This window comes from Halanaerobium kushneri, from assembly GCF_900156285.1.
Classification (GTDB): Bacteria; Bacillota; Halanaerobiia; order Halanaerobiales; family Halanaerobiaceae; genus Halanaerobium; species Halanaerobium kushneri.
The window spans coordinates 1-26,209 of sequence record NZ_FTNC01000011.1 but is presented as its reverse complement, the minus strand read 5'-3'; the positions used below and the strand labels follow the sequence as shown (position 1 = coordinate 26,209).

26 protein-coding genes and 1 pseudogene are annotated in these 26,209 nt (G+C 34.0%); 26 read left to right on the top strand and 1 reads right to left on the bottom strand.

Annotated elements, in window-relative coordinates:
* Window positions 1-19: 19 nt before the first annotated feature.
* From BW929_RS08750 to BW929_RS08675, 16 genes are all read left to right on the top strand, one after another.
* A complete protein-coding gene (locus BW929_RS08750; protein ID WP_076545051.1) occupies window positions 20-1,024 on the top strand; it encodes an ABC transporter permease in 1,005 nt (334 codons plus the stop codon).
* 17 nt (window positions 1,025-1,041) lie between these two features.
* Complete coding sequence (nikC, locus tag BW929_RS08745; RefSeq protein WP_076545049.1) at window positions 1,042-1,923, top strand: nickel transporter permease; 882 nt, start codon at window positions 1,042-1,044, stop codon at window positions 1,921-1,923.
* A 13-nt stretch (window positions 1,924-1,936) separates the two neighbouring features.
* Window positions 1,937-2,719, top strand: a complete 783-nt coding sequence (gene lgt, locus BW929_RS08740; RefSeq protein ID WP_084566149.1) for a prolipoprotein diacylglyceryl transferase — start codon at window positions 1,937-1,939, stop codon at window positions 2,717-2,719.
* Between the two features lie 107 nt (window positions 2,720-2,826).
* Window positions 2,827-4,011, top strand: a complete 1,185-nt coding sequence (metK, locus tag BW929_RS08735; protein ID WP_076545048.1) for a methionine adenosyltransferase — start codon at window positions 2,827-2,829, stop codon at window positions 4,009-4,011.
* Window positions 4,012-4,101: 90 nt separating this feature from the next.
* The gene (gene priA, locus BW929_RS08730; RefSeq protein ID WP_076545046.1) at window positions 4,102-6,327 is read left to right on the top strand and encodes a replication restart helicase PriA; all 2,226 of its coding nucleotides are present in this window, start codon (window positions 4,102-4,104) and stop codon (window positions 6,325-6,327) included.
* A 22-nt stretch (window positions 6,328-6,349) separates the two neighbouring features.
* Window positions 6,350-6,802: a peptide deformylase gene (def, locus tag BW929_RS08725; RefSeq protein WP_076545045.1), complete on the top strand. Its 453-nt coding sequence runs from the start codon at window positions 6,350-6,352 to the stop codon at window positions 6,800-6,802.
* Window positions 6,803-6,806: 4 nt separating this feature from the next.
* Entirely contained in the window at window positions 6,807-7,751 is a 945-nt protein-coding gene (gene fmt, locus BW929_RS08720; protein ID WP_076545043.1) for a methionyl-tRNA formyltransferase, read from the top strand.
* A 42-nt stretch (window positions 7,752-7,793) separates the two neighbouring features.
* Complete coding sequence (locus BW929_RS08715; protein WP_076545042.1) at window positions 7,794-8,483, top strand: zinc metallopeptidase; 690 nt, start codon at window positions 7,794-7,796, stop codon at window positions 8,481-8,483.
* The gene (gene rsmB / locus BW929_RS08710) at window positions 8,484-9,833 is read left to right on the top strand and encodes a 16S rRNA (cytosine(967)-C(5))-methyltransferase RsmB (RefSeq protein ID WP_076545040.1); all 1,350 of its coding nucleotides are present in this window, start codon (window positions 8,484-8,486) and stop codon (window positions 9,831-9,833) included.
* Window positions 9,834-9,840: 7 nt separating this feature from the next.
* Window positions 9,841-10,890 (top strand): dual-specificity RNA methyltransferase RlmN, encoded by a 1,050-nt coding sequence (gene rlmN, locus BW929_RS08705; protein WP_076545039.1) that lies wholly within the window; start codon window positions 9,841-9,843, stop codon window positions 10,888-10,890.
* Window positions 10,891-10,907: 17 nt separating this feature from the next.
* Window positions 10,908-11,621: a Stp1/IreP family PP2C-type Ser/Thr phosphatase gene (locus tag BW929_RS08700; RefSeq protein WP_076545038.1), complete on the top strand. Its 714-nt coding sequence runs from the start codon at window positions 10,908-10,910 to the stop codon at window positions 11,619-11,621.
* Window positions 11,622-11,654: 33 nt separating this feature from the next.
* Window positions 11,655-13,703 (top strand): Stk1 family PASTA domain-containing Ser/Thr kinase, encoded by a 2,049-nt coding sequence (gene pknB, locus BW929_RS08695; RefSeq protein WP_076545037.1) that lies wholly within the window; start codon window positions 11,655-11,657, stop codon window positions 13,701-13,703.
* Between the two features lie 8 nt (window positions 13,704-13,711).
* Complete coding sequence (gene rsgA / locus BW929_RS08690) at window positions 13,712-14,572, top strand: ribosome small subunit-dependent GTPase A (RefSeq protein ID WP_076545035.1); 861 nt, start codon at window positions 13,712-13,714, stop codon at window positions 14,570-14,572.
* Window positions 14,572-15,228, top strand: coding sequence for a ribulose-phosphate 3-epimerase (gene rpe / locus BW929_RS08685; RefSeq protein ID WP_076545034.1), 657 nt, complete (start codon window positions 14,572-14,574; stop codon window positions 15,226-15,228). Before rsgA ends, rpe begins: the two co-directional genes overlap by 1 nt.
* Window positions 15,221-15,883 (top strand): thiamine diphosphokinase, encoded by a 663-nt coding sequence (locus tag BW929_RS08680; protein WP_076545032.1) that lies wholly within the window; start codon window positions 15,221-15,223, stop codon window positions 15,881-15,883. Before rpe ends, BW929_RS08680 begins: the two co-directional genes overlap by 8 nt.
* Window positions 15,884-15,909: 26 nt before the next feature.
* Entirely contained in the window at window positions 15,910-17,142 is a 1,233-nt protein-coding gene (locus BW929_RS08675) for an NAD(P)-dependent malic enzyme (RefSeq protein WP_076545031.1), read from the top strand.
* Between the two features lie 59 nt (window positions 17,143-17,201).
* Here BW929_RS08675 and rpmB read toward each other — a convergent pair whose 3' ends face one another.
* Entirely contained in the window at window positions 17,202-17,432 is a 231-nt protein-coding gene (gene rpmB, locus BW929_RS08670) for a 50S ribosomal protein L28 (RefSeq protein WP_014552945.1), read from the bottom strand.
* Between the two features lie 314 nt (window positions 17,433-17,746).
* On the opposite strand from rpmB, the gene BW929_RS08665 reads away from it, so the two are divergent.
* The 10 genes and pseudogenes from BW929_RS08665 to BW929_RS08620 all read left to right on the top strand — a co-directional run.
* Window positions 17,747-18,109: an Asp23/Gls24 family envelope stress response protein gene (locus BW929_RS08665; protein ID WP_076545030.1), complete on the top strand. Its 363-nt coding sequence runs from the start codon at window positions 17,747-17,749 to the stop codon at window positions 18,107-18,109.
* Entirely contained in the window at window positions 18,099-19,877 is a 1,779-nt protein-coding gene (locus BW929_RS08660; RefSeq protein ID WP_076545028.1) for a DAK2 domain-containing protein, read from the top strand. The genes BW929_RS08665 and BW929_RS08660 overlap by 11 nt, the downstream gene beginning before the upstream one ends.
* An 11-nt stretch (window positions 19,878-19,888) precedes the next feature.
* Window positions 19,889-20,761 carry a DegV family protein gene (locus BW929_RS08655; RefSeq protein WP_076545026.1) on the top strand — a complete coding sequence of 291 codons (873 nt, stop codon included), beginning with the start codon at window positions 19,889-19,891 and terminating at the stop codon, window positions 20,759-20,761.
* Window positions 20,761-22,818 (top strand): ATP-dependent DNA helicase RecG, encoded by a 2,058-nt coding sequence (gene recG, locus BW929_RS08650; protein ID WP_076545025.1) that lies wholly within the window; start codon window positions 20,761-20,763, stop codon window positions 22,816-22,818. The genes BW929_RS08655 and recG overlap by 1 nt, the downstream gene beginning before the upstream one ends.
* A 22-nt stretch (window positions 22,819-22,840) precedes the next feature.
* Entirely contained in the window at window positions 22,841-23,380 is a 540-nt protein-coding gene (gene rsmD / locus BW929_RS08645) for a 16S rRNA (guanine(966)-N(2))-methyltransferase RsmD (RefSeq protein ID WP_076545022.1), read from the top strand.
* Window positions 23,381-23,399: 19 nt separating this feature from the next.
* Window positions 23,400-23,894, top strand: coding sequence for a pantetheine-phosphate adenylyltransferase (gene coaD, locus BW929_RS08640; protein ID WP_076545020.1), 495 nt, complete (start codon window positions 23,400-23,402; stop codon window positions 23,892-23,894).
* Window positions 23,895-23,899: 5 nt separating this feature from the next.
* Window positions 23,900-24,838 (top strand): 1,4-dihydroxy-2-naphthoate polyprenyltransferase, encoded by a 939-nt coding sequence (locus tag BW929_RS08635; protein ID WP_076545018.1) that lies wholly within the window; start codon window positions 23,900-23,902, stop codon window positions 24,836-24,838.
* A gap of 24 nt (window positions 24,839-24,862) precedes the next feature.
* Window positions 24,863-25,234 (top strand): YccF domain-containing protein, encoded by a 372-nt coding sequence (locus BW929_RS08630; RefSeq protein ID WP_076545016.1) that lies wholly within the window; start codon window positions 24,863-24,865, stop codon window positions 25,232-25,234.
* A gap of 16 nt (window positions 25,235-25,250) precedes the next feature.
* On the top strand, window positions 25,251-25,871 hold the full coding sequence (locus tag BW929_RS08625; protein WP_234978085.1) for a patatin-like phospholipase family protein: 621 nt from the start codon (window positions 25,251-25,253) through the stop codon (window positions 25,869-25,871).
* Window positions 25,872-26,029: 158 nt separating this feature from the next.
* Window positions 26,030-26,209: pseudogene (locus tag BW929_RS08620) on the top strand (IS1380-like element ISTps2 family transposase); the annotation flags it as partial.

Genomic DNA, 26,209 nt, shown 5'->3' with positions numbered 1-26,209 from the left:
AGGAAGGTGTAATTAGGAAATGATTAACTATATTATCAAAAGATTACTAGCTTTAATTCCAATTTTAATTGGAGTAGCAGTTATAGTTTTTTTAATTGTTCATTTAATTCCTGGTGATCCTGCTCAGACTATGCTGGGAGAGAGGGCTACCGATGAGGCTTTACAGCGGCTGAGAGAACAGATGGGTTTAAATGATCCTCTACCGGTACAGTTTTGGCGTTATGTTAAAGATCTATTAAGAGGAGATTTAGGTAGATCAATAATGAGTAATAATCCTGTTAGTGCAGAATTAGCACAGAGATTTCCGGCAACTTTAGAATTATCTTTTTTTGCTATAATGTTTGCAGTTCTGGTGGGGATACCGGCCGGAATTTTTGCATCTATTAACCAGAATTCCTGGTTTGATAACTTAAGTATGTTAATAGCTTTAATGGGAGTTTCAATGCCAATTTTCTGGCTTGGATTGATGTTTATCTGGCTTTTTGCGGTTGAGTTGGGCTGGTTTCCACCTTCATCAAGAATTGGTGTAGGGCTTGATTTTACTCCAATAACAAACTTGTATGTTATTGACAGCATTCTCCAGTTGAATTTTTCAGCTTTAAAAGATATTTTACATCATCTTGTCTTACCGGCAGTTGCACTGGGTACAATCCCGATGGCAATTATAGCCCGAATGACTCGTTCATCTATGCTGGAAGTCTTGAGAAAAGATTTTATTCGGACTGCTTATGCTAAAGGTTTAAAGAGGAAAGTTGTAATTTTTAAGCATGCTCTAAAAAATGCTATGGTACCAATTATTACAGTTGTGGGACTTCAGTTTGGAGTTTTACTTGGTGGAGCTGTAATGACCGAGACAATTTTTTCCTGGCCTGGACTTGGTAAATACTTGGTTGATGCAATTTATGCCAGAGATTTTCCGATAGTACAGGGAGGAATCTTATTTTTTGCAGGAGTTTTTGTAATTGTAAATTTAATTGTTGATTTATCATATGCTTTAGTAGATCCAAGGATTCAGTATGAGTAGGAGAGGAGATTATCGAGATGTCAGATAGTAAAAAGAATAAAGTAATGAAAAAGAATACCAATCCCTGGTTTGAAGCCTGGCGAAGATTATTACAGAGTAAGATTGGGATTGCAGGACTGGGTATTATAATATTTTTAATTTTGGTAGCTGTTCTGGCGCCAGTTTTAGCCCCATATAACCCTTTTGAGCAGAACATTCTGGCAAGATACAAAGCACCATCTTCTGAACATTTACTGGGAACAGATGAAATGGGAAGAGATATTTTGAGTCGTATTATTTATGGTTCCCGAATTTCACTTCAGGTTGGCCTTGTTTCAGTATCACTGGCTCTGGTTTTTGGAGTGGGGTTTGGTCTTCTTGCTGGTTATTATGGTGGTAAAATAGACATGGTTATTATGCGATTTATGGATATTATGCTGGCTTTCCCCAGTATTTTACTTGCGATTGGAATTGTTGCTATTTTAGGGCCACAGTTGAAAAATGCAATGCTTGCTATTGGAATTATTAATGTTCCTCGTTTTGCAAGAATTGTAAGGTCATCAGTGCTTTCGATTAAAGAAAGCGAATATATAAGTGCTGCAAAAGCATTAGGGGCAGGAGATTTAAGGATTGTTTTTAAACATTTACTTCCAAATGCAATGGCACCTTTAATTGTCCAGACAACACTGAGTATTGCTACAGCTATTTTAGAAGCTGCAGCTTTAAGTTTTCTGGGACTTGGAGCTCAACCACCTTCTCCAGAATGGGGAGCAATGTTGAGTGATGCCCGAAGTTCTCTGCAGCGGGCTCCCTGGGTGGCAACTTTTCCCGGGCTGGCAATTATTTTTGGTGTTTTAGGTTTTAATTTACTGGGTGATGGCTTAAGAGATGCACTGGATCCAAAAATGAAGAATGTTTAAGCTATTAAGATAGGTGATAAAAATTATTGATCCAGTTTTGATAAGATTCTTTTCTTTAGAAGTAAGATGGTACGGTTTTTTGATTGTGTCTGCCTTAATAATCTCGCTTTTTATTTTAAACTTATTATTGAGAAGTGAAAAAGAATTTGATTTCGAATTTTTCCTTGATTTCATAATAATAGCTTTTCCCCTTGGTGTTTTAGGCGCAAGGCTTTATTATGTGATCTTTAATCTGGATTATTATTTAAACTACCCTGAAAAGATTATAGCCATTAATGAAGGTGGTCTGGCAATTCATGGGGGTATAATAGTAGGGGTTTTGATTCTTTATCTGTTGACTAAAAAGAGAAATAAAAACTTTTTTTTGGCTCTGGATTATCTCGCTCCTTTAACGGCTTTAGCTCAATCAATAGGACGCTGGGGTAACTTTATTAATCAGGAAGCATATGGCAAGATTGTTGCTGAAAGTTATTATAATTTTTTTCCAGAATTTATAAAAAAGCAGATGTATATTAAAGGAGCATATAGGGAAGCAACTTTTCTTTATGAATCGATAGTAGATTTTTTCCTTTTTCTGATATTGTTCTTTTATTTGCGTTCTGATTATAAAAAAAATGGTGAAGTATTTTCGCTTTATTTAATAATTTATTCTGTTTTTAGATTTTTAATAGAAGAACAGCGAACAGATAGTTTGATAATTTTTGATTTTCAGGTTGCCAGGCTAATAAGTTTATTACTTATCTTCATTGGAGTTTCCTTGATTTACTACATTAGAAAAGTTAGAAAATCAAATTAATCCAGCAAAATTGACAGCTCAAATTTTATATGCTAAACTAAATTTATTGATTATATTTAGCAAAATTTGCTTTTAGATTTGAATAAGTATAGATGAAAGGTGATATTATGACACGGAAATATTTGTTTAGCTCAGAATCTGTTACTGAAGGCCATCCTGATAAGGTTGCTGATCAGATCTCTGATGCTGTCCTGGATGCAATAATTGAAAAAGATCCAGATGCACGGGTAGCCTGTGAGACTATGGTTACTACAGGTTTAATATTAATTGCAGGAGAAATAACGACCTCCTGTTATGTTGATTTAAAAAAGATTGCTCGAGAGACGGTCAAAGAAATCGGTTATACCAGAGCAAAATATGGGTTTGATGGTGAAACCTGTGCAGTTTTAACAGCTATTGATGAGCAGTCCGGAGATATTGCAATGGGGGTAGATCATTCTCTGGAAGAAAAAGAGGGTAAATCAGAATTTGACTTAGGAGCAGGAGATCAGGGGTTAATGTTTGGTTATGCTTCTAATGAAACAGAAGAATTAATGCCTCTGCCAATTATGCTTTCTCATAAGCTGGCTCGCAGACTAGCTGAGGTTAGGAAAAATGGACCCCTTAAATATCTGAGGCCTGATGGAAAGACTCAGGTGACAGTAGCTTATGAAGATGACAAACCTGCTTATGTTGATAAAGTATTAGTTTCTACTCAGCATCATCCTAAAGTGACTCAGGATCAGATCAAAGAGGATATAACTAAACATGTTATTAAGGAAATTATAGACCCAGACTTACTAAAGGAAGAGACTGAAATTCTGGTTAATCCAACCGGTAGATTTGTTATTGGAGGACCAAATGGAGATACTGGATTAACAGGCAGAAAAATTATTGTAGATACATATGGTGGAACTGCTCACCACGGTGGAGGGGCTTTTTCCGGTAAAGACCCAACGAAAGTTGATCGTTCAGCTTCTTATGCTGCTCGATATATTGCCAAAAACATTGTCGCAGCAGAGCTGGCAGAAAGGTGTGAAGTTCAAATTGCTTATGCAATAGGGGTTGCTCAACCACTTTCTGTTATGATCGATACTTTTGGAAGCTCAGTAATATCTGAAGCTCAACTTGAAAAGATAGTAAAAGATGAATTTGATTTAAGGCCGGCTCAGATTATTAAAAATCTAAATTTAAGAAACCCAATCTATAAACAGGTAGCTGCTTATGGTCATTTTGGTCGACATGATCTCAAACTACCATGGGAAAAAGTTGATAGAGTGGATAACTTAAGGAAAAAAGCTGGTTTAGAATAAATTATAAAGAAAATTTTTGATTTGCTGCCGAAGGTTTCCGCCTTCGGCTTTTTAAATATTAAATTCATAAAGTTTAAGAAAGGGAATTTCATGGAGCAAATAATCAAGGTTGTAGTTGATTTACCTTTAAAGAAACTAAATAAAGAGTTTGATTATCTGCTGCCTGAGGAATTAAATTCAAAGATTAAAATTGGGCAGCTGGTTCGGGTTCCATTCGGAAGACGTAAACTTACAGCTTTTGTGGTGGAAACGGATGCCAGATCCGATGTAGATAAGTCAAAATTAAAAAAAGTTGAATCTCTACTTTATCAAGAAAGTTTTTTTGACCAGAATTTACTGGAACTTTTTTATTGGACTGCTTCTTATTATCATGCTTATCTAGCTCAGGTTATTAAAAGTGCTTTGCCACCAGGGATAACTGACGGTAAAATCAAAAAAAAGCAGATTGAGATGCTTAAATTGAATCCAGAAGTTAGTGATTTTAAATCTGAACTTAAGAAAATTGAAAGAAGAGCTCCAAAACAGTATTTAATTCTCAAGTATCTGCTGGAGAATAAGAATCAAGATCATAAATTAAAGGCAGTTTTAGATATTGCTGAAACTTCTAGACAAACTGTTTACCGTTTAATAGACAGAGGTTTAATTAAATTATATACTGATAATAAGCTGAGAAAGATAAACATTAATAGTAATTTGAAAGCAGAAGCAAAAATTGATATTTCGTTAAATAAAGAGGAAAAATCAATACTGTCAAAAATTTTAGAAGATCATCAAAATAATAATTCATTTCTACTTGAGACCAATAATAATCGAAGAAGATATATATTTATAATAAAATTGGTGCAGGAATTAATTGCAGCCGAAAAAAATATTATTTTGCTAGTACCGGAAATCGAAAAAGATCATATTTTTTTAGAACAATTAAATGATTTTTTTGCAGATAAAATTGCTTTTTTACACAGCAGTCTTTCTCCGGCTGAGAGATTTGATCAGTGGCAGCAAATAAAAAAAGCTAAGGTTCAGATTGCTGCTGGTGCCAGGTCTGCTATTTTTGCTCCTTTTAAACGTGTTGATGCCGTAATCATAATGGAAGAAAATAATGAAAGTTATAAATCACAGGAACATCCACTTTACCATGCTCGTCAGCTGGCAGTTAAAAGACTTAAAAATTCGGATTCATTATTGGTTTTAGAATCAACCATTCCTTCACTGGAAAGCAAATATCTTGCCCAAAAAGGCAAGTATAATTATTTGAATTTTAAAGCTGAAAAGAGTCAGCTTAAAACAGAAATTATTGACATGAGAAAAGAGATTGAAAAAGGAAATCTTAGTGATATTAGTCAAAAATTAAAACAGCAAATAACAAAAGAACTTACTGATAACAATAAAGTTATTTTGTTTTTAAATAGACGGGGTTCAGCCAATTATATAATTTGCAGAAAATGTGGACATGTAATTAAATGCGACAGCTGTGATATTTCTTTAAACTATCATCAGGAACAGCAAAAATTACTCTGTCATCACTGTGGAATGGAAAAAGAGTTGCCTGATAAATGTCCGGAATGTGGAAGCAGCTTTATTTCGCAGGCCGGGATTGGAACAGAAAAAATTATGGTAGAATTAAAAGAATTATATTCAAAGGCAAGAATTTCCAGAGTAGATAGCGATCTGACTGGCAGTGAAGTTAAAAAAAGACTTAATTTATTTAAAAAAGGGAAAATTGATATTTTAGTTGGGACCTCAATTTTGATAAAAAATCAGTTTTATGATCAATTAAAATGTTTAGCTGTAATTTCTGCTGATACTGCTTTAAATAGTGCTGATTTCCGGGCAGCCGAAAACAATTACTTTTTATTAAAACAATTAAAAAATTTATCTGTAAATAGTAAGGAAAGTAATTTTATTATTCAAAGCTATGAGCCGGAACATTATAGTATTAATACTGTTTTAGAATCAGATAACAAAATATTTTATCAGAAAGAGAATACAGTTAGGGAAAACAGGAATTATCCTCCTTATTGTAGACTTTTAAATATTATTATCAGTGGTCAAGACGAAGAAAAAACTGCTCAATACAGCCAGCAGCTTTCTGCTTTTTTGGATAATTACAGTGATAGATATTTAGAGAAATTTGGAGAAGCTCCTGCTGTGTTGAGCAGACTTAGAAATAAATACAGATGGCAGTTAATTTTAAAATTCAGTTCCATTAAAAATAGAGAATATATTATTCAGCTGATTGAAAAGAGATTTATGGAAATTAATGGTGATCAATCACTGGAAATTCGTATTGATGTAGATCCCTATCAAATGTTATAATATAATTTAGGAGGTAGATATTATGGCTCTTTTAAAGGTTAGAGAAATTGGAGATCCAGTATTAAGAAGTAAAGCTAAGGAAATAGATAAAATAAATGAAAAAACCCTTGCACTTATAGATAATATGTTTGATACAATGTATGAAGAAGATGGAGTTGGTCTGGCAGCTCCTCAGGTAGGAATTTTAAAAAGAATTGCTGTTGTAGATATTAGAGAGGGTAACAAAATTGTATTGATTAATCCAGAAATTATTGCAGAAGAAGGAAAAGCAATTATGGAAGAAGGTTGTTTGAGTATTCCTGGAGAAACCGGTGATGTTATTAGATCGGAAAAAATCAAAGTAAGGACCCTGGATAGAGATGCTGAGATGGTAGAGTTTGAGGCTGAAGGATTTGAAGCTAGAGCTATCCAACATGAAATTGATCATTTGAATGGAGTATTATTTGTTGATAAAATTGTAAAAATTGTGGAGTGATTTGATGAAAATAGTTTATATGGGAACACCCGAATTTGCAGTTCCATCTCTAGAGGCTTTATATAATGATGAGCAGATCGAAATTGAAGCTGTGGTAACTCAACCTGATAGAAAAAGTGGGAGAGGTCAGCAGGTTCACTATTCAGATGTTAAAAAGAAAGCTCTTGCGTTAAATTTAAATGTTATGCAGAGTGAAAATGTTAATCAGGATGATTTTATAAAGAAATTAAAAGATATAGAACCTGATTTTATAGTAGTAGTTGCTTTTGGTCAGAAATTAAGTGCTGAACTGCTTGAAATACCTGAATATGGATGTATCAATCTGCACGCTTCTCTACTGCCTGAATATAGGGGTTCCAGCCCAATCCATAGAGCAATAATAGATGGTAAAAAGCTTACCGGTAATACAACAATGTATATGGATGAAGGTTGGGATGAAGGAGATATTATTTATCAGCAGCAGGTTCAAATAAAAGATAATGAGACTGTAGGTGAACTGCATGATAAATTGGCTGAGCAGGGAGCAGATTTGCTGGTTAAAACTTTAAAAGATATTGTAGCTGGTAAAGCACCCAGAATTCCTCAGAATGATCCTGAGGCAACATTTGCTTATAAAATTGATAAATCACTGGGAAGAATTAACTGGAAGCAGAGTGCGGAGGATATTCACAATTTGATTAGAGGTGTAAATCCCTGGCCTGGTGCTTATACAGAGCTCAACGGAGATCGAATAAAGATCTGGAAGAGCAGTGTTTCTGAGCATAAAGATTCTAACTTTATGCCCGGCACTATTATTAGAGCCAATCAAAGTGATGGTATTCTTGTCCAGACAGCTGATGGAGTTTTATCTTTAGAAAAACTGCAGCTGCCAGGAGGAAAAAGACTTGATGTTGATGATTTCTTAAATGGACATCAACTTGAAGAAAATAATAAGTTTGAAATTAATTAAAATTGAATTATAGTGTTAATTTAAAAAGGGAGGTTTATTATTATGTATCCGTTTTTCTTTGATCCAACAATGATTGTGATTTTACCCGCTATTTTAATTGCGGTTTATGCTCAATATAAAGTTAAAAATACTTTTAATAAATATAATGAAATTCAGTTAAGTGCTAATTTAACCGGTGCTGAGGCTGCTCGGAAAATTCTGGCCTTTAATAATCTGGAGAATATAGAAATCAGAAAAAGTGATGGAAAACTGAGTGATCATTATGATCCAAAAAATAAAACACTTAATCTTTCATCTGATGTGTATAATAATAGCTCCATAGCGGCTGTAGGTGTGGCAGCTCATGAGGTGGGTCATGCAATTCAGGATAAGGAAAATTATCGTCCACTTTCTTTAAGAGCTTCCCTGGTCCCAGCAGCAAATATAGGCTCCAGTTTTGGACTGCCACTTGCAATATTTGGATTTTTTATCAGAGCAGATTTTTTGATCATGACTGGATTTGTACTATTTTCGGCAGCGTTTTTATTTCACCTGGTAACCTTACCGGTTGAGTTTAATGCAAGCAATAGGGCGATTAGCAATTTAAAGAGTACTGATGTGTTAACTGATACAGAGATTAAAGGTGCCAAAAAAGTGTTAAAAGCAGCTGCATTTACTTATGTCGCCACGACTCTGGTTGCACTGGCCAATATGCTTAGAATTTTACTACTGGCAGGGTTGGGTGATGATTAATTGTCAAATTTAAGATTGAAAATTTTACAATCATTACTTAGAGTTGAAGAGGGCAGTTATTCTAATTTGCTGCTGAATTCCGAATTGAAAAAAATAAAAGATCAGCGGGATAAAAGTCTTTTTACAGAAATTTTTTATGGGGTAATTAGAAATAAACTATATTTAGATTTTATAATTGACAATTATTCAAAAACCCCGCTGGTTAAAATGGATAAAGAAGTATTGATGGGGCTGAGAATTGGTGTTTATCAGCTCTTTTTTCTTGATAAAGTTCCTGCAAGAGCTGCTATTTATGAGAGTGTGGAGGCTGTCAAGACTATTCTTCCAAACTCTAAAAAAGGAGCTGTATCCTTTACTAATGGAGTTTTAAGAAACATTAACCGTCAGCATGATAAATTGGCACTTCCAGCTAAAGCTAAAAATCCCGAAAAATATTTATCAGTTAAGTATTCATATCCTATCTGGATGGTTAATAAATTTGTTCAACAGTATGGGTTTGAAAGTGCAGAAACAATATTAAATGCTGGCAATAAACGTTCTGAGGTAACTTACCGTCATAATTCGTTGAAAATGACTGAAAAGGAATTTTTTCAGCTTTTGAAAGCTGACGGTATTGAATACGAAAAAACTTTTTTAGATTCTTTTTTTAGGTTAAAAAAAATAAATAATCCTGCAGCGACTCAAGTATTTAAAAAAGGTGGGGCGTATATTCAGGGAACATCTGCTGGACTTGCCTCTTTACTGCTGGATGTAAAAGAGGGGATGCAGGTTCTGGATCTTGCTGCTGCTCCAGGTGGCAAAACAACTCATTTAGCTGAAATTATGAATAATACCGGTGAAATTACTGCTTTAGATATCAGTCAACATCGTCTTAATTTGGTAAGTGATAATTTAAGTAGACTGGGAGTAACGAATGTTAACTTAAAAATTGCTGATGCTGCTAAATATGAAGATGATAAAAAATATGATAGAATTCTTGCAGATCTTCCTTGTTCAGGACTTGGTCTTATTTCTTCAAAGCCTGAAATTAAATGGGAAAAGGATCGCTCAGTTATTAGAAAAATGGCAGATCTTCAATACAGGATTCTTAATAATAATTTATCTAAACTTAAAAAAAATGGGCAGTTATTATATTCTACCTGTACTCTAACGCGGGAAGAAAATCAAGATTTAATTGAAAGAATTCTGCAGGAAAATAGTGATTTTAAACTGATGGATTTGAATATAAAATTAAATGAAATCAGCAGTCTTACAATAGAGAATAAAAATAAATATTTGGAACTTTTACCCGGAGAGGTAGATTCGGAAGGTTTCTTTTTTGCATTATTAAAAAAAGTGGAGAGTGATTAAATTTAAGATGAAGGATTTAAAAGAGTTAAATAGAAGTGAACTAATAGATGAATTAAAAAATGCAGGTTTTCCCTCATATAGGGGCGAACAGGTTTTTAACTGGCTTTATAAAAATGGAGTTTCCAGTACTGAGGAAATGAAAAATATCCCAAAAAAAATGCGTAAATTTCTTGATGAAAATTACATTTTAACAGATATTGAAGAAATCAAAAGAAGTGTAGCAGTTGACGGCACAGTTAAATATCTATGGCAGTTAAAAGATGATCAAAATATTGAGGGGGTTTATCTTCCTTTTCCAGAATCAGGTCGTCACAGTGCCTGTATTTCGACTCAGGTTGGCTGTGGCCTGGGATGTTCTTTTTGTGCCACAGGAATTGATGGTTTAAAGAGAAATTTAAGCACTGGAGAGATAGTTGATCAGGTTATTAAAGTACAGAAGGATATAAGCGGTCAAAATTTTGCTGAGCCAAGATTGAGCAATATTGTATTTATGGGAATGGGTGAGCCACTGGCAAATTTTGATAATTTAATGAAAGCGGTAGAAATTTTAAATGCTGATAACGGACTGAATATCGGGATGCGAAAAATGACTATTTCGACAGCCGGACTGGTGCCTGAAATAAAAAAGCTGGCCCGGGTTAACGATCAAATTGGTCTTGCAGTTTCTCTGCATGCCCCAAATGATCGTCTTCGTAATAAAATAATGCCGATCAATAAAAAATATAATATAAATCAGTTATTGACAGCAGTTCTGGAGTATATAGAAAAAACAGGAAGAAGAGTTACTTTTGAATATGTATTAATGGACAGTGTTAATGATAGTCCTGAGCTTTCTGTTCAGCTGGCCGAATTACTCAGAGGAATAAACTGTCATGTAAATTTGATTCCTGCGAATCCAGTGCCAGAGCTGGGTATTGAAAGACCTGTACAGAAAGTAATAGATAGATTTTATGAAACTCTGGCTAATAATGGTATTCAGGTTACTCTAAGAAGAGAAATGGGAACTCAGATTGATGCAGCCTGCGGTCAGCTTAAAAGAAAAGAAAATAGCTTATAATTTTAAGGAGGAAAAAAATGCGGTTTAAAGCTTTAACTGATAAAGGGAAAAAACGCAGCGCAAATGAAGATAATTATTTTATAAATAGTGATATTGATTTTTTTATGGTTGCTGATGGCATGGGGGGACATGCTGCTGGAGAAGTGGCAAGTCAGACTGCAGTGGATTTTGCAGCAGATTTTAACTTTGAACTTTCAAATCCACTGGCAAGTCTGAGCGATTTGACCTTTGAAATAAATCAGGCTATTATTAAAAAAAGTAAGCAAAAAATTGATTATCAGGGGATGGGAACTACATTTGCTGCTGTAATTGTTTGTAACCAGAGGCTTTATTATGTTAATTTAGGTGACAGCCGCATTTATCTTTATAATAAAAGTAATAAAACCTTAAAGAAAATTTCTGAGGATCATTCGCTTGTTGCTGATTTATTAAGGAAAGGCAAAATCACTAAAGAAGAAGCTTTTAATCATCCTAAAAAAAATATAGTTACTCAGGCTTTAGGATTAGAATCTGAACTGGATTTAGATAAAGGGCAGCTTGATATTTCTGGCGATGAGTATATATTAATTTGCACTGATGGTTTAACAGATATGATCAGAGAAGAAGAAATTAAAACAGTTTTTAATAAACATACTAATGTAGAAAAAGTGGCAGATGAGCTTCTTCAGCAAGCACTGAGCAGTGGTGGTCTTGATAATATAACTTTAATAGTTGCTGGTTTTAATGAATAATAATTATTGTTTGATGATAATTGAGGTGAATTTATGCAGGGTAAGATTTTAAATAACCGTTATAAGATAATAAAGGAAATAGGACGTGGAGGAATGGCGATTGTTTACTCCGCTCGTGATACGCTTTTAGAAAGACGAGTGGCAATTAAAATGCTGCGTCCGGAATATAAGTCCGATGATGAATTTATTGATAAATTCAGACAGGAAGCGAGAGCTGTAGCCAGATTATCTCATCCTAATGTGGTGAGTATTTATGATATTGTTGTTGATGAGGAAAGAATTTATCTTGTAATGGAAATAGTTGAAGGCAAAACATTGAAAGATATAATAAAAGAAAGAAAAAAACTATCTATTGCTGAATCTTTAGAGATAGCAAGACAGATTGCTGCTGCGCTTTCTGTTGCCCATGGTAATCAGATTGTACACTGTGATATTAAGCCTCATAATATAATTTTAAATGACGACCATGAGGTTAAGGTTACTGACTTTGGAATTGCAAGAGCTGTTAGTAATTCAACTGTCAGGGTTACAGAAACTGTTGTCGGAAGTGCTCATTATTTTTCTCCTGAGCAGGCAAAAGGAGGAGAGATTAAAGCCTATTCTGATATCTATTCACTGGGTGTGGTTTTATATGAAATGACAACTGGAGAACTTCCTTTTCATGGAGAGAGTCCAATCTCTGTTGCTTTAAAACATATACAACAGCAGCCGGTTGAAGCTGCAAAAATTAATAAGGATATACCAGAAGAGGTTAATGACCTGATTATGAAAGCAATAGCAAAAGATCCGGCAGATCGCTTTCAGGATGCTTACGAAATGCGACAGCAGATTACCTACTGCTTAAAAAATCTAAAATCTAATATTGTAAATTCAGAAAAAAAAGCTGATTTTAATGCTGATGAAACAAGGGTTATGAAAAAATCAGATTTTGATTTTTTAAATAATTCTAGCAAAAATAATGCAGAAGTTAGTAAAACTAACGATGAAAACAAAGAAAATAAAGAAGCAGTTAAAAATAAAAAAGGGTTAAAAGATAAAAATGATCTCAAACAGGATGAAAAACATTCGAGAATTAAAAAGAAAAATGGTTCAAAGAAAGACAGATCTGAAGATAATAGTGATCAGGAAAAATATAAAAAACCTCTTTTTATTACAGGAGCGGTTATATTATTTTTATTGATATCACTGGGTGGAGTTGTTTTCTTTTTCAATCAATATACAAATGTGCCGGTTGTTCAGGTGCCAGAGATAGAGGGTAAAAGCCTAACTGAGGCCAGAAAACTTGCTTCAGAAGTAGGCCTTAACCTGGTTGAAAATGAAGAAAGGGTTTTTAGTGAAGAAATTGAGGCTGAACATATTGTTAGTCAGCAGCCTGCTGCAGGAGAAAGGGTTAAGCAGAGTCGTCCTTTAAATATTACTGTTAGTAAAGGCCCCCAGTTGATCGAAATACCTGAATTTATCGGTAATTCATTACGTGAGGCCTTAATTGAGTTAGATAATCTTTCTTTAAAAAGTGGAGACATCCAGTATATATTTAGGTTATCAGAAGAACCTGGTACAGTTATCAATCAAATTCCAGCAGCCGGAGCTGAAGTAGAAAAAGGAAGCGAAATCACTCTTTTTGTAAGCCGAGGAGAGCGAGATATATCTGTTCGTATGCCTGATTTGACTGGTTTAACCCAGGCAGAAGCCTTTGATTTAATCAAAGAAAAAGGTTTAAATATTGGTCAGGTTAGTGTGGAAACTTCAGAGCGTTTTGCAGATGGACAGGTAATCTCACAGAGTGTAAAAGCCGGCGAATATCTTCCCAGGGGGATTGCTGTTGATTTTGTTGTTAGTAGAGGTGGAGCGACTAATGTGACCGAGAATTATACTCTAAATAGAATTTCTGTAAATGTGACAGGTTCTGAAAGCAGAGAGGTACGAATTGTAGTTGAAGATGATAATGGGCGAGATCAGGTTTATCAGGCTATTCATGAACCTGGAGATAACATAGTAAGAGACATTAGAAGTCAGGGAAAAACAGAGATAAAAGTTTACTTTGATGATCAGTTAATTAAGTCAGAAAGCTTTGGAGGCTGATAATTTAGATGAAAGGGATTTTAATTAAATCCATAGGGGGGTTTTTCTTCGTAGCTGATCAGGAAAAGAATATTTATCAGTGTAGAATAAGAGGTAAAATACGAGAAAAAATTTATCCTGGAGATTATGTAGAAATAGATAAAAAAAATAAAATTCTGGAAGACTTTTATTCCAGGAAAAACTTACTTAAAAGGCCAAAGGTAGCAAATGTAGATCAGGTTGTGATCATGCATTCTCTTAAAAATCCCGATTTTAAGCCTGCATTACTGGATAGATTTTTGTTACTTGTAGAAAGTTCTGGATTTGAACCTTTGATAGTAATTAATAAGATTGACCAGGCTGCAGTCAGTTTTAAAGAAAAGTTTAGAGAATATCAGGATGCAGGCTATGAGCTTCATTTTATCAGTGTTAAAGAAAATAAAAATCTAGATCGATTATTTAAAAAATTAAATAACAAAATCAATGTTTTAACTGGTCCATCAGGAGCAGGTAAATCTTCATTTTTAAATAAAGTTATAGAGGATGCTGATTTAAAAACAGCTGCTGTAAGTAAAAAACTAAAAAAAGGAGTTCACACCACAAGAATGGTGGAATTATTATCTTTACCAAACAAGGGGTGGGTAGCAGATACTCCAGGCTTTTCTTCAATGTCAAAACTAAACTTAGAAATTGAGCCAGATAATTTATCCTGGTATTTTCCGGAGATTGCAGAATATAATAATCAATGTAAATTTAATCGCTGTACTCATCTCCATGAACCTCAATGTGTGGTTCAGCAAAAAGTAGAAGCTGGTGAAATATCTGCCCGCAGGTATCAGAGTTATCAACAATTATATAATGAATTAAAAGAAAAGGAGAGAAAATACTAATGAAAACAGAATTTGCACCTTCACTGCTGGCATCTGATTTTAGTCAGTTAAAAGATCAAATTCAGCTGGTTAAAGATGCTGATTATTTACATTTAGATGTAATGGATGGTCATTATGTGCCCAACATTACTTTTGGCCCCGGTTTAATTAGTTCTATAAGAAAGCACAGTCAGCTTCCTTTTGATACTCATTTAATGATTAGCAATCCCGAAAGATACATTAAAGAATTTGCAGAAGCAGGTTCTGATATTTTAACAGTCCATCTGGAAGCAACAGACCATATTCATCGAGTAATTCAGCTGATAAAAGAACAGGGAATAAAAGCTGGTGTTTCTCTAAATCCTGCCACACCATTAGAGAATTTAGAATATATTCTTCCCGAACTTGATCAGGTTTTAATTATGTCAGTTAATCCTGGTTTTGGAGGGCAATCATATATTCCTCAGATGACAGCAAAAATTGCTAGTTTGAAGAGAATGATTGAAAGAAATAATTACAGCTGTCAGATAGAGGTTGATGGTGGGATAAAAACACATAATTTAAAAGAAGTTGTAAATGCTGGTGCCGATATAATAGTTGCTGGTTCTGCAATTTTTGGTGCAGCTGATCCAGCCCGGGCACTGTTGGAAATGAGGAGTATTGCGTCTGATGTCTAAAAAAAGGGCTCTTTTAGTGCTTAATGGTGAGCTAAATTTTAAGAAATCAGATTTAAAACGGCTTATCTCAAAAAAAGAGATAGATTGTATTATTGCTGTTGATGGTGGTGCTAATAAACTAAGAGGTTTAAAGCTAATACCGGATTTAATTATCGGCGATCTGGATTCATTAACTGAGCAAAACAAAGTATATTTTAACCAGCATAATGTCAATATAATAAAATATCCGGTTGAAAAAGATCAGACAGATGGGGAAATTGCAGTTGATTACTGTCAAAAAAATGGATTTGAAGAATTATATTTAACTGCAGCTCTGGGCGGTAGAATAGATCAGCAGCTGGCAAATTTAAATCTTTTAGAATATATTTATGAATTGAATTTGCGAGCAGAGATGATTTCATTGAATCTTGAAATTGCTTTAATTGGTCAGAATGAAAAAAAAGAGTTTTTATCAAAAAAAGGTTATCGTCTTTCTCTGCTTCCTCAAAGTAAAACAGTTTGTGGTCTGACTATTAAGGGCTGTAAATATAGTTTAGAAAATCAGGATATTTTCCGTTCGCAAAGCCGGGGGATTAGTAATTTAATTGAGGATGAAAGAGCACTAATTGAACTAAAAAGTGGCTTGTTGATTTATGTATTAGAAAAATTAGAGTAGATAGCAGAGAGTAAATGGAGGTAATAATGGATATTTATCAAAAAGCATTAAAATTACATAGTGATCATCAGGGAAAGATTGCAGTTAAGTCAAAGGTCAGGGTACGCAGCAGGGAGGAATTGAGCCTTGCTTATTCGCCGGGAGTAGCAGAGCCCTGTCGGAAAATTAATCAAGATCCAGAAAAGCTCTATCAATATACAGCTTACGGGAATCAGGTTGCTGTAGTCTCCTCTGGTACAGCAGTTTTAGGTCTGGGGGATATTGGCCCAAAAGCTGCTCTTCCTGTTATGGAGGGGAAAGCAGTCTTATTTAAGGAATTTGCCAATGTAGATGCTTTTCCTTTGTGTGTGGGCACAAAGCAAGTTGACCAAATAGTAGATTTTGTTAAATTACTGGAACCCACTTTTGCAGGTATAAATTTAGAAGACATTTCTGCTCCAAGATGTTTTGAAATTGAGGCCAGGCTGAAAGAAGAAACAGAGATGGCTATTTTTCATGATGATCAGCATGGAACGGCAATTGTTGTTTTAGCAGCAGTAATCAATGCTTTAAAACTTGTAAATAAAAGCATTGATCAGATAAAAATAGTTGTTAATGGAGCTGGAGCAGCCGCAACAGCAGTATCAAAACTGCTTTTGGATGCAGGAGCTCAGAATTTGATAATCAACGATAAAATTGGGATTTTAAATTCATCCAATCTGGACCAGTATGATTCTTTAAGACAGGATTTAATAAAAAGGACAAATCCAGATAATTTAAATGGAGGTTTGAGGGAAGCGGTTAAAGATGCTGATTTATTTATTGGATTGTCTGTAGGTAATATTTTAAAGGCAGAAATGGTAGAGGAAATGGCTGATGATCCTTTAATTTTTGCGATGGCAAATCCGACTCCTGAAATTGATCCAGAATCTGCTTTAAATGCAGGTGCTGCAGTAATTGCAACAGGGAGATCAGATTATCCAAATCAGATTAATAATGTGCTGGCTTTTCCCGGGGTTTTTAGGGGCACCCTCGATGTCAGGGCTTCTGAGATCAGTGAAGGGATGAAAATTGCTGCTGCGGAAGCTATAGCTGAACTGGTTGCTGATGATCTTTCGGCTGAATATATTATTCCAGATCCCTTTGATCAGAGAGTGGTTCCAGCAGTTGCTTTTGCAGTTGCTAAAAATGCAATTAAAAATAACCTGGCCCGGATAGAATTAAGTGAGCAGGAATTAAAACAAAAAATCGAAAATAAGCTGGAGAAAAAAACTAGCTAAATGTACTAAAGGGAGCAGCAATTTTAAAATCGCTGCTCCCTTCCTAATTTAAATCTTAATTAGTAAGCTCTTTCAACCTTACCGGATTTAAGACACTGAGTACATACTTTTATTCTTTTTGGTGAACCATCAACAATTGCTTTAACTTTTTTTAGATTTGGACGCTGAGTTCTTTTTGTAGAACTTGTAATGTTACGACCAACTCCACCTTTTTTCTTAGCTTTACCACGTCGCTGTATGCTATTGGCTTTATTTCCACCTTTACCACAAATTTCGCAGACTCTAGACATAGAAAAACACCTCCTTAATTTATTCACTTCAGCACTTACCCAAAAGGGCGGCGCTCCATAGATTTTAAAAATTTAATAATTAAGTTTATGAGCGCTTTCTGATAAAATTTATCTCAGATTATATTTTAACATAGATAAACATCCTTTAGCAAGTTACAATTCTAAAAAATATAAATCTATATATGCAGGAAAGTATAAATTTATCTTGAAATAAATAATAAATGAGTATTAATTTAACTATTTCTATGGATTTTATTCTTGCATAGAGACTTTATATAAGATAGAATAATTATGTATGAAAAGAGGTGTAAAGAATGGAAAAAGAATTAAAAAATGAACTTGGGAAAATAATTATTGATGAAGAGGTAATAGCTAAGACAGCAGGTATTGCTGTAATGGAATGCTATGGTCTTGTTGGTATGTCTTCCAGAAGTATGCAGGATGGTCTTGCTGATCTTCTAGGGTGGGACAATATTAGTAAGGGTGTTGGTATTGATATTAGTGAAGATAAGGTTCATCTGGATTTAAATATAATTGTTGAATACGGAACTAATATTCATGAAGTAGCTCATAATGTAATGGAGAGAGTTCGCTATACCCTCGAAAATAAAGTTGGAATTGAAGTTGTTAAGATAGATGTTAATGTAAGGGGAGTGAGGGTTGGCGATGCCAATTAATAATAAAGAAAAAATTACTGCAGTAGATGCAGAGAAATTTAAAGATATGATGTTTACATCACTACACTGGCTTAAAGAGCAAAAATCATTTATTGATTCTCTAAATGTTTTTCCGGTGCCAGATGGTGATACTGGTACAAATATGTATTTAACCTTTAAGGAAGCTGTATCCACTCTGGAGGATAAAAACTCAAGAAGTGTTTCCGAACTTGCTTCTGCACTTTCTAAAGGTGCCTTAATGGGTGCTCGTGGAAACTCAGGAGTAATTCTTTCTCAGTTAATTAGAGGCTTTGCACAGGCCTTAAAAGGAAAAAGCAAACTGAAAGTTAAAGATTTAGCAAATGCTCTTAATAAAGCCTCTGAAGTTGCCTATCATGGTGTTTTAAAACCTGTGGAAGGGACGATTTTAACTGTTTCAAGAGAAGCGGCTGAAAAAGCTCTGGCGGAGGCAGATTCTGCTGCCGATTTAGTAGAATTGTTTGAAATAACAATTAAAGCGGCGGAAGAATCGTTAGAACGTACTCCAGAGTTACTTGCTGCTTTAAAAGAGGCTGAAGTAGTAGATGCTGGTGGACAGGGATATCTAACAATTCTTGAAGGAATGCTTAAAGGTTTAAAAGGAGAAAAAATAGAATATCAGGCTGCAACAGCTGAAGCTAAAACAAGAAAAAAATCTGAACTTGCAGAAGATATAAAGTTTACTTACTGTACCCAGATGTTAATTGAAATTGACAGCCGTAAATCAAATATTGATCGTATGATTGATAAGATCAGAAAAGACATGCAGAGTTATGGCGATTCAATTATGGTAGTTGGCAGTGATGATGTAATTAAGATACATGTTCATACCAATCATCCAGGTGTCTTATTAGAATATGGTTTAAAAAAGGGTAAAGTTTTTGATATAAAAATTGATAATATGCGCAAGCAAAATCAGGAAAAAGTACAGCGGGAAAATGACTCTGACTTTGATCATTCTCAGTTTCATCAGGGTGAAAAATCAGCTTCAGACACTGATATTAAAGAAGATAACGAGCCTGCAGAGACTGAAGATAAAGACAGGAAAGAGGCAGAAGAAATCAATCAGCAAAAAGATTCAGAAATTGTGGTAGAGAAAAACACTGGTATTATTTCTGTAGCTAATGGCGAAGGTGTAGTTAATATTCTGAAAGAGTTAGGAGTTGACTATGTTATAAAAGGTGGCCAGTCAATGAATCCTTCTACCAATGATTTTTTAGAGGTAGTAGAACGAATGAATACTGATCAAATAATTATTCTGCCTAATAATAAAAATATTATTTCTGCAGCTAAACAGGTTTCTGAATTGAGTAAAAAAAATATTGAGATTATTGAAACCCGGTCTATTCCCCAGGCTGTAACAGCTTTAATGATTTATGATGATCAGGCTTCTCCTTCACAACTCAAAGAAAGAATGGAAGCTGAAATTAAATATGTAAAAACACTGGAAATAACACAGGCCGTAAAAGATTCTAAGGTTAACGGACTGGAAATAAAAAAAGATAATTATATTGGTTTAAAGGATGGAGATATCTTAGTTAGTGCTGAAACAGAAAGAGAAACAGTAATTAATTTATTGAATAAAGTTGCTGAAGATGAGGAATTAGTTACTATTTATTATGGAGAAGGCATTACTGAGGCTGAAGCAGAAGAAGTCAAAAATATTATGGAAGAAAATTTTGATTTTGATGAGATAGAGATTTATCCAGGGGGACAGCCACTCTATCCCTTTATAATTTCCCTAGAATAGGATGTGTTAATATGATTGCTTTAGTAACAGATAGCACCTGTGATTTACCTGCAGAAATTCTTGCTAAACATCAAATTGAGATTGTTCCATTAACTGTTCATTTTGAAGAAGACACTTACTATGATAAGGTTGATTTAGAAAGTGAAGAGTTTTATAAAATGATGGAATCTGCAGCTGAATTACCAACAACTTCTCAGCCATCAGTTGGATTATTTATGGATAGATATCAAAAGTTATCAGAAGACTATGATCAGGTGATTTCTATTCATTTATCTTCTGCTTTAAGTGGGACCTGCGAGTCGGCAAGACTTGCTGCTGCTCAGCTGGATGAACTGGAGGTTGAAATAATAGATTCTAAGTCTACAAGTTCAGGTCTGGGGTTTATGGTGTTGTTGGCTGCCAAAATGATAGAAGCAGGTAAAGATATCGAGGAAATTAAAGAAATTATTTTACAGGAAAGAGAAAAAATAACAATATATTTTACTGTTAATGAACTTACTTATCTGGAAAAAGGAGGCAGGATTGGTAAAGCCCAGGCTTTTTTAGGTAGTATCTTTAATTTTAATCCAATTTTAGAACTTTCTGCTGACACAGGTAAGATTATACCCAAAGAAAAAATAAGAGGGTATAAAAAAACAAATCAGAAGATGACAGATCTGGCACTAAATGCTGCGGTAGATAGTGACAGTGTTAATTTTGCTTATATTTATGGTAAGGATAGTGATAATTACCAGCAGTTAAAAAATAATTTTGAATCAGAATTAGCTGCTCAGAATAATTTTGAATATCAAATCCTTGAAAACAAGATTGGAACTGTTTTAAGTTCTCATACCGGTCCTCTTGTCTATGGAATTGTTATTTACAGAGGAGAATTACTGGAATAATGAAGCAAAAACTTTCAGATGAAGTGCAATTTATTAAAGGTGTTGGGCCCAGGTGGGCCGAGCGCCTTTCAAAATTAGGGATAAAAACTGTGCGAGATCTTTTATATTATTTTCCCAGAGAATATGAAGACCGCAGTCAGATCAGTCAGATAAAGTATACTGCTGTTGGAGAACAGGCTAATTTTAAAGTTGAAGTTTTAAAGACTGAATATCAGAAAATCCGATATAATCTTGACCTCCTGCGGGTAACTTTTTCTGATGGCACAGATGTAGTAAATGGAATCTGGTATAATCAGTCATATCTTAGCGAACAATTTGAAAAAGGGGATCAATATATAATCAGCGGTAAAATTAGCGAGAAAAATTGGCGTAAATATAAAAGGAAAGAGATTAATAATCCAGTTTATGAAAAATTGGATTCTGATGCGTCTGTATTGAATACAGGTAGAATTGTGCCTATTTATTCACTTACTGAGGGAATAACACAGCGCAGATTACGTCGGGTAATTGCTAATGCATTAAAAAGTCATGCTGCTTTAATTGAGGAGCAATTACCGGGATCAATTCTAAAAAAATATAACTTTCCTGATCTTAAAACTTCTATTTTGGGAATGCACTATCCTAAAAATGAAAAACACCAAAAATTTTCTCGCCGCAGACTTGCTTTTGAAGAGTTTTTTTATCTCCAGCTTTATGCTCTGGAAGAAAAGAAAAAATATAATGAGCTTCAGGGTATCCAGCATCAATTTAAGGCGGAAGAGAATAAAAAATTTCTTTCAGAGCTTGATTTTGAGCTGACAGATGCTCAAAAAAGGGTGAATTTAGAAATTAGAAGGGATATGGAATCCAAAAAAACTATGTCTCGATTACTGCAGGGAGATGTAGGCTCTGGTAAAACTGTGGTCGCTGCACTGGCACTTTTGCAGACTATTGCCAATGGTTTTCAGGGAATATTTATGGCTCCAACAGAAATACTTGCCGAACAGCATTTTTTAAATTTTAAAGAACTTTTAAGTGATTTTAATTATAATATCATTTTATTAACCGGCAGTGTCAAAACAGCTGCCAGAAAGAAAATTGAAGCGGATATTGAAACTGGCAAAACAGATTTAATTATTGGTACTCATGCGCTTTTCCAGGAGGGTTTGAATTATAATAACCCCGGTTTAATAGTTATTGATGAACAACACCGCTTTGGTGTAGAACAGAGGCATAGTTTAAAAGAAAAAGGTGACAGTCCGGATTTGTTAATCATGACTGCTACTCCGATCCCAAGATCAATGGCAATGCTGATTTATGGTGATCTTGATCTTTCGGTTATTGATGAAATGCCACCGGGAAGAAAGGAAATTGCTACTTTCTGGAGAAGAGAAAACAGAAGACAGCAGATTTATTCTTTTTTAAAAGAAAAAATTGCAGCAGGCAGACAGGCTTATATTGTCTGTCCCTTAATTGAGGAATCAGAAGAAATGCCAGGGCTTGTATCTGCAGAAGAATTATTTAATGATTTAAAGAGTGGTTTTTTTAAAGAACAGAAGCTTGCTTTAATCCACAGCTCGATTGCTGCAGCTGAAAAAAAGGAGATCATGGAGAGTTTCAGAGAAGGTAAAATTGATATACTGGTTGCAACAACTGTAATTGAAGTTGGGGTGGATGTCAGTAATGCCAGTATTATGATTATTGAAAATGCAGAAAGATTTGGGCTGGCCCAGCTGCATCAGTTACGGGGTCGAGTTGGGAGAGGACGTCATCAATCATACTGTATTTTAATTTCTGATCCGCCAGGAGAGGATGCTGCTTATCGGCTGGAAATTATGTGTAAGAGCAATAATGGCTTTTTGATTGCGGAAGAAGATTTGAAAATGAGAGGACCCGGCGAATTTTTCGGTACCAGACAGCATGGAATTGATGATCTAAAGGTGGCCAGTTTAACTGAAGATCAGGAACTTCTGGTTAAGGCAAGGGAGGAAGCACAACTAATTGTTAAAGCTGATAACTGGCAGCAGCATTATAAAAAATTAGCAAAGAACATTTCGGAAATAGAATTAAAGATTTAATTATATCTGGAGGAATTATTTAATGAGAATTATTGCCGGTAAAGCTGGTGGCTTAAAATTGAAAAGTTTAAAGGGAAAAGATGTTAGACCAACACTCGATCGGGTCAAAGAGTCAATGTTTAATATTATTGCATTTTATCTCCCAGGAGCTGAAGTTCTGGATTTATTTAGTGGTTTTGGCAGTCTTGGTATTGAAGCTTTGAGCCGAGGAGCAGGGCGGGCAGACTTTGTAGAAATTAATAAGTCTCATCTTAATATAATAAAGGATAATCTAAAAAAGGCCAGGCTTTTTGATGAAGCAGAACTTTTTAAACAGGATGCTTATCTATATTTAAAAAATTGCAGTACAAAATATGACTTGATTTTTATGGATCCTCCCTATGAAAAAAATATGACTTCAGAAGCTATAAAATTGATTTTGGACAACAAGTTATTAAAAGAAAATGGTCTTATTATTAGCGAAAAATCAGCTGCTGAAGAAGTTGAAGAATTTAATGAATTGAGTATTTTTAAAAATAAACGTTACGGAAATTCATTATTAACAATCTATAAACTAAAATAAATTATAAGGGGTAGTTAATATGAGTAAAAAAATTGTTTATCCAGGTAGTTTTGATCCTGTTACAAATGGACATCTTGATATAGTTGAAAGAGCGGCCAATATTTTTGATGAGGTTATTGTATCTGTATTTTGCAATCCTAATAAGGAACCGGTGTTTTCTATGGAAGAACGGGTTGAGATGTTAAAGAAAGCAACTGAAAAGTTTAAAAATGTAAAAGTAGACTCTTTTTCTGGTCTAACAACCAAATATGTTCATTCTATTGGTGGTGAGGCCATTTTACGAGGTTTGCGGGCTGTCTCCGATTTTGAAGGGGAGTTTCAGATGGCTTCGATGAACAAACATTTGGATCAGGAAATCGAAACAATCTTTTTAATGACAGATACTAAATTTGCTTTTTTGAGTTCCAGTGTAATCAAAGAAGCAGCTTATTTTGATGGAGATATCAAAGAACTTGTTCCTAATTTTGTTTATAAAAAACTGAGAAATAAATTTGCGGTAGAAAATCAGGGGTGAATAATTTGTCATTAGCTGCCTTTTTTAAACTGGTAGAAATTAGAACTAAAATTGCCAGTTTTACTCCCTTTGTTCTGGGAAATTTATATCTTCTTTATCATTATTCAAATTTTAATATTTTAAATTTCTTATTGCTCTTTTTTTCTTTGCTCTGTGTTGATATGGGTACAACAGCAGTTAATAATTATCAGGATTTTATTAGAGCTCAAAAAAAGCAGGGTTATAATTATGAAGAACATAATGCAGTTGTAAACTTTAATTTAAGTAAAAGAGATGTAAAAATAATAATTTTACTGCTTTTTTTCCTGGCAGTAGTAAGTGGTTTACTGCTTTATAAAAATACTGATGTTATAGTCTTAATAATTGGTGTTAGTTCATTTATAATTGGTATTTTATATACTTCTGGTCCGGTTCCAATTTCGCGAACCCCTCTGGGAGAAATTTTTTCTGGTTTTACGATGGGGTTTTTTATTACTTTTCTGTCAATTTATGTCCATAAATTGGATTTAGTAGATTTAGTTATTAATAGTAACTTATTAATAGCAAAATTAAAATATATAGAAATTATTAAAATATTTATTTATTCATTACCTCTTATTTTTGGAATTGCCAACATTATGCTTGCAAATAATATCTGTGATATTGATGATGATCTGGAAAACAAACGATTTACTCTTCCAATTTATATTTCGCGCAGTAAAAGTCTTAAGTTATTTAGATTGTTATATTATTTTTCCTATTTTAGCATTTTGATAGCAGTTTTGATCAAGATATTGCCTGCCGTATCTTTGCTTTCACTTCTGTCAATTTTTAAAGTAGAACAAAATTTAAAACAGTTTGAAAAACATCAGAGTAAAAAAGATACGTTTATTTTATCAGTTAAGAATTTTGTAATTATAAATTATTTTACAGCCATAACTTTAGTAATAGCAATTATTTTTTAAGATATAAATAGGGGGTTAATTATTATGACTCTACTGGGAAATATTATTTGGTTTATTTTTGGTGGCTTATTTCATGCTATTGGCTGGTGGTTTGCTGGACTGCTCTGGTCAATTACGATAATTGGAATACCAGTTGGCAAACAGTGTTTTAAACTGGCAAAAATGCAGCTTGCACCTTTTGGCAAAAAAGTTGTAGAGAAAAACAATTCTTCAATCGGTTTAATTGCAAATATTATCTGGATTATTGTGTTTGGCTGGGAACTGGCTTTTGCTAATTTGGTTTCTGCCTTTATTTTTGGAATTACTATTATTGGAATTCCATTTGCCAAGCAGAGTCTGAAGCTTGCATATTTATCTCTGATGCCTTTCGGAAAAGATATAGAAAAAGTTAAATAGATGAGGTGTTTTTAAGTTGCAGCATAAAAATTTTGGGCTTGTACTTGAAGGTGGCGGTATGCGTGGTGCTTTTACTGCTGGAGTTATTGATTTTTTTCTAGAAAATAAAATTTATTTTGATTATACTATAGGAGTCTCTGCTGGGGCTAACAATGGTGCCAATTATACCAGTAGACAGTCAGTTAGAAATAAAAAAATATTTACAGAACTGGTTGAAGATGAGAGATATATGAGTCTTAAAAATTTGATCAAAGATGGAAGTTATTTTGGAATGGATTTTCTTTTTCATCAACTTCCTCATGAAATTTTACCCTTTGACTACAGTGAATTCAAAAATTCATCGACAACTCTTAAAGTTGCTGCTACTGAATGCAGCAGCGGAGAAATTGAATATTTTAAGCCGCAAAATTATGATGATATTGACAAAATCGATAATATTTTTAAAGCTTCAAGCAGTCTGCCATTAGTTTCAAATCCTGTAGAAATTGACGGCAATTTGTATCTTGATGGGGGTATTAGAGATTCTATCCCAGTTAAAAAAGCTCTTTCGGACGGCTATCAGAAACTTGTAGTAATTTTAACTCGAGAAAAAGAATATCGAAAAAGTCCTATTAAAGCAAAATTTTTATTAACTTGAATTCGGCAAGTAAAAATACCGAATCCAGTTATGATAGTCTTTAAACAGTAAATCTAGTTCAAATTTTTTTGAATAAAAAAATAGAATCTCCTCTTGGTTTTATGGTAAAATGTTTTTAGGACAAAAAACCATACCAAAACCAAAAAGGAGATTCTGATATGAGTTTACCACAAAACAACAATAAAATAAATAGTTTTAACAAATTAAATATTCCAGCTAAATTTGATAGTGATACTGTGTCTAGTTGTCCAGCCTTTTCTTATCTGGAAGCTGCTAAATCCTGTATAGATTTTAAATCTTTAATTTCAGATAATATTAGCTATCAAAAAGCAGCTAAT

What these genes read in the sequence shown, in the direction of transcription:
- BW929_RS08750 (WP_076545051.1), top strand. Translation starts at nt 20, where the DNA reads ATGATTAACTATATTATCAAAAGATTACTAGCTTTAATTCCAATTTTA.
- nikC (WP_076545049.1), top strand. Translation starts at nt 1,042, where the DNA reads ATGTCAGATAGTAAAAAGAATAAAGTAATGAAAAAGAATACCAATCCC.
- metK (WP_076545048.1), top strand. Translation starts at nt 2,827, where the DNA reads ATGACACGGAAATATTTGTTTAGCTCAGAATCTGTTACTGAAGGCCAT.
- priA (WP_076545046.1), top strand. Translation starts at nt 4,102, where the DNA reads ATGGAGCAAATAATCAAGGTTGTAGTTGATTTACCTTTAAAGAAACTA.
- def (WP_076545045.1), top strand. Translation starts at nt 6,350, where the DNA reads ATGGCTCTTTTAAAGGTTAGAGAAATTGGAGATCCAGTATTAAGAAGT.
- fmt (WP_076545043.1), top strand. Translation starts at nt 6,807, where the DNA reads ATGAAAATAGTTTATATGGGAACACCCGAATTTGCAGTTCCATCTCTA.
- BW929_RS08715 (WP_076545042.1), top strand. Translation starts at nt 7,794, where the DNA reads ATGTATCCGTTTTTCTTTGATCCAACAATGATTGTGATTTTACCCGCT.
- rlmN (WP_076545039.1), top strand. Translation starts at nt 9,841, where the DNA reads ATGAAGGATTTAAAAGAGTTAAATAGAAGTGAACTAATAGATGAATTA.
- BW929_RS08700 (WP_076545038.1), top strand. Translation starts at nt 10,908, where the DNA reads ATGCGGTTTAAAGCTTTAACTGATAAAGGGAAAAAACGCAGCGCAAAT.
- pknB (WP_076545037.1), top strand. Translation starts at nt 11,655, where the DNA reads ATGCAGGGTAAGATTTTAAATAACCGTTATAAGATAATAAAGGAAATA.
- rsgA (WP_076545035.1), top strand. Translation starts at nt 13,712, where the DNA reads ATGAAAGGGATTTTAATTAAATCCATAGGGGGGTTTTTCTTCGTAGCT.
- rpe (WP_076545034.1), top strand. Translation starts at nt 14,572, where the DNA reads ATGAAAACAGAATTTGCACCTTCACTGCTGGCATCTGATTTTAGTCAG.
- BW929_RS08680 (WP_076545032.1), top strand. Translation starts at nt 15,221, where the DNA reads ATGTCTAAAAAAAGGGCTCTTTTAGTGCTTAATGGTGAGCTAAATTTT.
- BW929_RS08675 (WP_076545031.1), top strand. Translation starts at nt 15,910, where the DNA reads ATGGATATTTATCAAAAAGCATTAAAATTACATAGTGATCATCAGGGA.
- rpmB (WP_014552945.1), bottom strand. Translation starts at nt 17,432, where the DNA reads ATGTCTAGAGTCTGCGAAATTTGTGGTAAAGGTGGAAATAAAGCCAAT.
- BW929_RS08665 (WP_076545030.1), top strand. Translation starts at nt 17,747, where the DNA reads ATGGAAAAAGAATTAAAAAATGAACTTGGGAAAATAATTATTGATGAA.
- BW929_RS08660 (WP_076545028.1), top strand. Translation starts at nt 18,099, where the DNA reads ATGCCAATTAATAATAAAGAAAAAATTACTGCAGTAGATGCAGAGAAA.
- BW929_RS08655 (WP_076545026.1), top strand. Translation starts at nt 19,889, where the DNA reads ATGATTGCTTTAGTAACAGATAGCACCTGTGATTTACCTGCAGAAATT.
- recG (WP_076545025.1), top strand. Translation starts at nt 20,761, where the DNA reads ATGAAGCAAAAACTTTCAGATGAAGTGCAATTTATTAAAGGTGTTGGG.
- rsmD (WP_076545022.1), top strand. Translation starts at nt 22,841, where the DNA reads ATGAGAATTATTGCCGGTAAAGCTGGTGGCTTAAAATTGAAAAGTTTA.
- coaD (WP_076545020.1), top strand. Translation starts at nt 23,400, where the DNA reads ATGAGTAAAAAAATTGTTTATCCAGGTAGTTTTGATCCTGTTACAAAT.
- BW929_RS08630 (WP_076545016.1), top strand. Translation starts at nt 24,863, where the DNA reads ATGACTCTACTGGGAAATATTATTTGGTTTATTTTTGGTGGCTTATTT.